A 4,645-nucleotide genomic window follows, 5' to 3' on the forward strand; every position below is an offset into this window, starting at 1 on the left:
GGGAAACCACTTCGTCGTCCAGATCGGGCCCCTGCCGTCCGGTGCCCCCTTCGGGCAGCTGCGCGACAAGCCATTTGACGAGCGGCAGTGACTCCCGCCACGGGTCCGGGTGCAGCAGGAAACCCGCCTTCGTGAGGCCCTGATCGATCCAGGCGCGAGCGTCGGCGAGGCTCACGTCGACGTAGGAGGTGTCGGGATCGATGTTCCTGCTCACGTCGGCCATAAGCGTGGCGATCGAACCGTCGAGCACGGCGATCGTTTGGGCCGACGACAACTCGTTGTGGTCGACGTAGACCGCGACGGTCAGTTCGGTCCCACCGGCCAAGCGGGCACCAACGGCGAGCTCATCACCATCACCGAGGACGTGCGTCCGCCGCACTGCCCGGTAGACCTCAACTTGCGGGAGCCCCACGATCCACTTTGGGAGGTGGTCGTTCCGTGCCGCGACTTCCTCGCGGCAGCGGTCGCGCAGCACCTCGTCGTCGACCAGTAGTTCAGCGAGTACCGCAAGCAGGGCGGTCGTCTCGCGACACCGTCTGCCCGCAAGGCTGATGACGACGTTCTCCAGAGACAGAGACTCCTTCCGCTCGGACGTCGGGAACGCGTACCGATCGAGTGTGACTGTGGCGATGATGTAGGCGGCCAGGCTGAGTAGATACAGCGGATGCTTGGCCAAGGCCTTCCTGACCAGCTGTGTCAGGAAGTCCTCGTTGTCGTCCTTGCGCCGGCCCGTCCCGGCGCGCCGTGCATCTCGCCGCCTCTGTTTGGCGCTACGGCGCCGACGTCCTTCGTTCATGGCGCGGACGCTACGTCAGGGGGGTGACAATCGACTTGGCCACTTCATCGGCATCGAGTCACGATTCAACTGGGGTGCGGCCTCGGTGACGAATTGTCGCGCATAGGTGGGCACTTCGCACGTAGCTCCCAGTGGCATGACGGCTGGCCGTGGGCAGGCAGAGTGGACGCGGGCGTTGCGTCGCGTGGCGAAACGCCACAAGTCGAGGGGTTCCGGCGAACTGCGCTAAACCTGGCCCATCCCGCCGTCGATGCAGAGTTCTGCACCCGTCATGAAACTGCTTTCGTCCGAGGCGAGAAACAGCGCGCCATTGGCGATCTCCTCGGGAAGCCCGAGGCGGCCCATCGGGACGAGGGTACTCATGTGGGCCCGGACAGCTGCTGGATCTTGCCCGAAGTACTCGGCCTGTCCGTCGATGATGAGCGTGTCGATCGGCCCCGGACTCAGCACGTTGACCCGAAGACCCCGGTCGCCGAACTCTGCCGCCCACGTGCGCGCGTAGGACCGCACGGCGGCCTTCGTTGCGCTGTAAGCCCCTGCCCCGGGAAGACCCTTGAATGCCGTGATCGAGCCCAGCAGAATGATCGAGCCGCCCGTTTGTAGAAGTGGCAGCGCCTTCTGGACGGTGAACAGCGTGCCGCGGGCATTGAGGTCGAAGGTCTGGTCGAAGTGTTCCTCGGTCACGTCCCCGAAGTTCATCCGCTCAATGCTCCCAGCGTTCGCGACGATCACGTCGAGGTGCCCGCTCTCCTGACGGATAGCCTCGACCAGATTGTCGAGATCACTCGAGACCGTGGCGTCGGCGGTGACCGCCGTGACATGTCCCTCGATGGAAGCCTTTGCGGCTTCGAGCGCGTCCTTCCGTCGCCCCGTGATGTAGACGTGGGCGCCTTCACTTCCGAATCTCTGGGCAATCGCCAGACCAAGGCCCGCGCTTCCGCCAGTGACGAGGGCTACCTTGTTCGCGAGACGCATGCTTTCTCCTTGAGTCGAGACGGTGAGTACCGGACACCAGTGCGGTGCACGAATTGGCCCGAATCATGTTGCGCGGCAGAATCGATCACATCCAGACCGTTCGTGCATCCACGTGCATCCTGCCGTGAACGGCGTTGCGCGATCATTGCTGCGCGTTGCGCCAGGCGAGCATCTCGGTGAGGACGGAGAAGTCGTAGCCCTCATCTGTCGGGTGAATTTCGGTGGTGAACGTCGTCGCACCGGCGTCGCGGAAGGCGTTGGCGCTGGTAGCGTCTTCCCAGCCCACGGACCGCTCGATGTCGGCGCCGGCGCGGCCTGCGGCGGCGGCGAGGTCGTCTAGGCGCGCGCTGGCATCGTGGAACTTCTCGAGACTGATGTAGGTGTGCCAGATGTCGGCGTGTCGGGCTACCGCGGGTAGCGTCCGCTTGATACCGGATCCACCGATCAGGATGGGAATCTTGCGTACCGGGGCGGGCTTGAGGACCGCAAGACGCGCTGCGATGCGGTCCAAACCGGCGTCGAGCAGATCGAAGCGCGTCTTCCAGGTGCCGAAGTCGTAACCATATGTGGTGTAGTCCTTTTCATACCAGCCGGCGCCTACGCCGAGGATCAGCCGGCCGCCGCTGATGTGATCGACGGTGCGGGCCATGTCGGCCAGCAGGTCGGGATTGCGATACCCGACACCGCTGACCTGAAGCCCGATCTCGGCGCGGTTGGTGATTTCGCCCCACGTGGCCAGCGCCGTCCAGCCCTCGAAGTTGTTCACGTCGGGTTGGACCTCGTCTAGCACGGGCATCGCGTCGACGATTTCGGTGAAGGTTGGTTTGTGGAAGTGGTCGTAGCCGAGGATCATGTCGGTGCCGATTTCTTCGGCGTGCAAGACCGCGCTGCGCCAGCTCTGGTAGTCCGGTGCCCCGCCGGGCCACAGTTGCACTCCAATGCGTAGTGGTCGACTCATGTGCTGTCCCATCGCTTCTGTTGGTGTCGTTGATGATTGGGGCGGGCCCGGTCGTGCTCAGTCTCGGGCGCTGGGTGTGCACCACGGTATGACCGGGCCCGGCATAGAGGCAAATAGTGGCAACGCATATTCTGCATTGACAACTCCTATGTCTTGTCGAAGGTGGATTCGAATGAACCTGCGCCAATACGAATACGCCCTGGCCGTCGCCGAGGAGGGCTCCATGACGGCGGCAGCAGAACGTCTGCGGGTCACTCAGCCCTCTCTGTCGCAGCAGATCGGCGCCTTGGAGAAGCACCTCGGGGTGCAGCTGTTCACCCGCACCCCGAGTGGGGTGACGGTGACGGTGGCCGGGCGGGCTTTCCTCGCGGAGGCGAAGATCGCGACGACCGCATCTCGGCGTGCCATCGCGGCCGCCCGCGCCGCCAACGGGGAACTGGCAGGCGAACTCATCATCGCTGTCCACATGGGCCTGGGAGCACGCCAGCTGCCCCAGACATTGGGGCAGCTGCGCAAACGCCACCCGAAGCTGCAGGTGACTCTCCACGAGGAGCCCGATCCCGCGGACATGGAACGACTGGTCCGTCAGGGAACCCTGGACATGGTTCTGGTGCACCGCATCCCGGTCGGGTGCACCTTCGACGTTCACCGGCTGGGCGAGGAAGCCTACGTCGCCGTCTTGCCGAAGGGGCACCCGCTTCTCTCGGACGGCGCCGCCCTGCGCCTGGAAGACCTGGCGTCAGAGGGGTGGATCCGGTTCCGGGGCGGAAGCCTGCTCGACGACTACCTCGCCCGCCTGCTCGCCAGCGCGGGCCTGCGCCCGCACACGGTAGCCCGGGCATCACAGATCTCCACTGCGGTGCGGCTCGTGGCGCAGGGCTTGGGCGTCACCGTGGTCCCGGCCTCGGCCATCCCCGAAGGCTTCGAAGAACTGGCCTGCCCGCTACTGCCCGCCCTGACCGAGCCCGTCCTCGTCGGCGTGCGGCGCAATCCGGGTTCGGCGGAGACGGCCATGCTCGACCATCTCAACCAGCAGAACTGGTGCGGCACAGGCCTACTCGGTCAGCCAGCAATCAGATCCGGCTGATCAGCGCCGCACGAGGCCGGGTTGCCACTGCGACGTAGGAGAGCTTCATGTCCGAGCCGCTCTTACCGCGCCGCCGTTCAGGCGCCGCTAGGCGCCCTTGCGCCCCGCCAGGTCGCCGCATCGAGGGCCTCGCGACCCAGCGCGGCGGCCGGAATCTCGTTGCGCGACACCGCAATGACCGCCTCCATGAGCGAGGCGGAGACGGCCCTGGTGAAGTCCGCCGTCCAGCAGAGCGCATGCGGTGTGCAGATCACGTTGTCCATCGCGAACAACGGGTCGTCTGGCGCGGGCGGTTCCGGCTCGTACACGTCGAGTGCCGCTCCGGCGATGACGCCCGCGCGCAGCGCCGCGGTGAGCGCGGGCTGGTTCACCAGTCCCCCACGGGCGATGTTGATGAAGTAGGCGCTCGGTTTCATCGCCGCGAAGAACGCCTCGTCGAGCATGCCGTAATTCTCGGCCGTGAGCGCGGCGGCCACCACGACGAAATCCGAACGCGCCGCCAGTGTCTGGCGGTCGACGAGCTCGATGCCCAGCTGTGCCGCTCTTGCCGAGCTACCCGACCTGGTAGTGGCGATCACCGTGACGCCCAACGGCGCCAGCATCTGCGCAAGCTCGGACCCGACGGAGCCGAAGCCGAGGATCCCGACGGTCCGCCCGTCCACCCCGATACCTCGGTGGGCGCCGCGTTCGGAGGCCCACCGGCCGTCGACCGTGACGCGGTGGTTCTCGATCAACCGGTGCGCGCACGCCAGCAGCAGAGTCAGACCCGACAACGCAAGCGGCTTGCGCACCGCCGCAGGGGTGTTGGTGAGGACCACCCCCTCACGGG

Annotated in this window: 5 protein-coding genes; 1 reads left to right on the forward strand and 4 read right to left on the reverse strand. The window is 66.0% G+C overall.

The genetic code is table 11. From position 1 onward, the window contains the following. From ACRDUX_RS11840 to ACRDUX_RS11850, 3 genes are all read right to left on the reverse strand, one after another. Positions 1-796, reverse strand: a 796-nt coding sequence (locus ACRDUX_RS11840; protein ID WP_526414082.1) for a hypothetical protein, incomplete at its 3' end; no start/stop codon positions are given. Positions 797-1,021: 225 nt separating this feature from the next. Then, a complete protein-coding gene (locus ACRDUX_RS11845) occupies positions 1,022-1,771 on the reverse strand; it encodes an SDR family NAD(P)-dependent oxidoreductase (RefSeq protein ID WP_526414084.1) in 750 nt (249 codons plus the stop codon). A gap of 142 nt (positions 1,772-1,913) precedes the next feature. Next, entirely contained in the window at positions 1,914-2,729 is an 816-nt protein-coding gene (locus ACRDUX_RS11850; protein WP_526414086.1) for an LLM class F420-dependent oxidoreductase, read from the reverse strand. Between the two features lie 172 nt (positions 2,730-2,901). On the opposite strand from ACRDUX_RS11850, the gene ACRDUX_RS11855 reads away from it, so the two are divergent. Continuing rightward, on the forward strand, positions 2,902-3,816 hold the full coding sequence (locus ACRDUX_RS11855) for a LysR family transcriptional regulator (protein WP_526414088.1): 915 nt from the start codon (positions 2,902-2,904) through the stop codon (positions 3,814-3,816). Positions 3,817-3,893: 77 nt separating this feature from the next. Here ACRDUX_RS11855 and ACRDUX_RS11860 read toward each other — a convergent pair. Then, positions 3,894-4,645, reverse strand: a 752-nt coding sequence (locus ACRDUX_RS11860) for an NAD(P)-dependent oxidoreductase (RefSeq protein WP_526414090.1), incomplete at its 5' end; no start/stop codon positions are given.

Source organism: Mycobacterium sp. (assembly GCF_050701675.1).
In the GTDB taxonomy this organism is placed as follows: Bacteria; Actinomycetota; Actinomycetes; order Mycobacteriales; family Mycobacteriaceae; genus Mycobacterium.

Excerpts from the sequence above, each read along its gene's own strand:
- ACRDUX_RS11855 (WP_526414088.1), top strand. The coding sequence starts at position 2,902 with ATGAACCTGCGCCAATACGAATACGCCCTGGCCGTCGCCGAGGAGGGC.
- ACRDUX_RS11850 (WP_526414086.1), bottom strand. The coding sequence starts at position 2,729 with ATGAGTCGACCACTACGCATTGGAGTGCAACTGTGGCCCGGCGGGGCA.
- ACRDUX_RS11845 (WP_526414084.1), bottom strand. The coding sequence starts at position 1,771 with ATGCGTCTCGCGAACAAGGTAGCCCTCGTCACTGGCGGAAGCGCGGGC.